Raw genomic sequence first — 1,188 nt, forward strand, 5'->3', positions numbered from 1 at the left:
GGCGGTGCCGGGTTCCCTAGTCTAGTCGAGACGGGGTTGGGTGCAAGGCAGGCATTGGCGCCGGTGTTTGCTACAATGGTCGCCCTTTTGATTCCAAGACTACCAGGAGATTCCATGCGCCCATCCGGCCGAGCCCCCGACCAACTGCGTGAACTGAGCTTTACCCGCAACTACACCGTTCATGCCGAGGGCAGCGTATTGGTGGCGTTCGGGAACACCAAGGTGCTGTGTACCGCGTCCGTGGAAGAGGGCGTGCCGCGCTTTCTCAAGGGCAAGGGCCAGGGTTGGCTGACTGCGGAATACAGCATGCTGCCGCGTTCCACCCACACCCGTTCCGGCCGTGAGGCGACACGAGGCAAGCAGGGCGGACGCACGCTGGAAATCCAGCGTTTGATCGGCCGTTCCCTGCGTGCCGCGGTGGACATGAAGGCGCTGGGTGAGCGCACCATCTATCTGGATTGCGACGTGCTGCAGGCGGACGGTGGCACGCGAACTGCATCTATTTCCGGAGCCTGTGTGGCGCTGGTGGATGCTTTTACCCACCTGCTGGAAACCAAGAAGATCAAGAGTGACCCGCTCACCGGCCTGGTGGGCGCGGTGTCCGTGGGCATGTTCGAGGATGCTCCGGTGCTGGATCTGGATTACGCCGAAGACTCCAATGCGGGCACCGACATGAACGTGGTGATGACCCAGCAGGGCGGCTTTATCGAGATTCAGGGTTCCGCAGAGGGCGCGCCATTTACCCGTGAGCAGTCTGACAGCCTGTTGGGGCTGGCGGAAAAGGGCATTGGCGAGATCATCAAGGCCCAGCAGGTGGCGCTGGGCTGGTAACACGCCAAGAGAGAAAGGCGGGCCGTGTCGCTGTGGTGGCGCGGTTTCGCGCTGTTGCGAACAGACTGGCTAGTACACAGGCTTGAGTATGAAGAACTACAAGAAGCATTTTCTGCGCTTTGCCGAAGAGCGTGAGGCGTTGAAGTTCGGGGAATTTACCCTGAAGTCCGGGCGCAAAAGCCCGTATTTCTTCAATGCTGGCACTTTTAACACCGGCGAGGCCCTGGCTCGGCTGGGTCGCTATTATGCGGATGCGATCATGGCATCCGGGCTGGAATTCGATATGTTGTTCGGGCCGGCCTATAAAGGCATCCCGCTGGTAGCGGCGGTGTCCGTGGCGCTGGCCGAGCACCATGG

General features: G+C 60.9%; 1 protein-coding gene and 1 pseudogene. Both read left to right on the plus strand.

Annotation, left to right across the window (positions count from 1 at the left end; translation table 11 throughout):
- Nucleotides 1-114: 114 nt before the first annotated feature.
- Nucleotides 115-831 carry a ribonuclease PH gene (rph, locus tag A3730_RS19750; protein ID WP_063521286.1) on the plus strand — a complete coding sequence of 239 codons (717 nt, stop codon included), beginning with the start codon at nt 115-117 and terminating at the stop codon, nt 829-831.
- A gap of 88 nt (nt 832-919) precedes the next feature.
- Nucleotides 920-1,188 (plus strand): annotated as a pseudogene (pyrE, locus tag A3730_RS19755) (orotate phosphoribosyltransferase); the annotation flags it as partial.

This window comes from Alcanivorax sp. HI0044 (assembly GCF_001634945.1).

What these genes read in the sequence shown, in the direction of transcription:
- rph (WP_063521286.1), top strand. Translation starts at nt 115, where the DNA reads ATGCGCCCATCCGGCCGAGCCCCCGACCAACTGCGTGAACTGAGCTTT.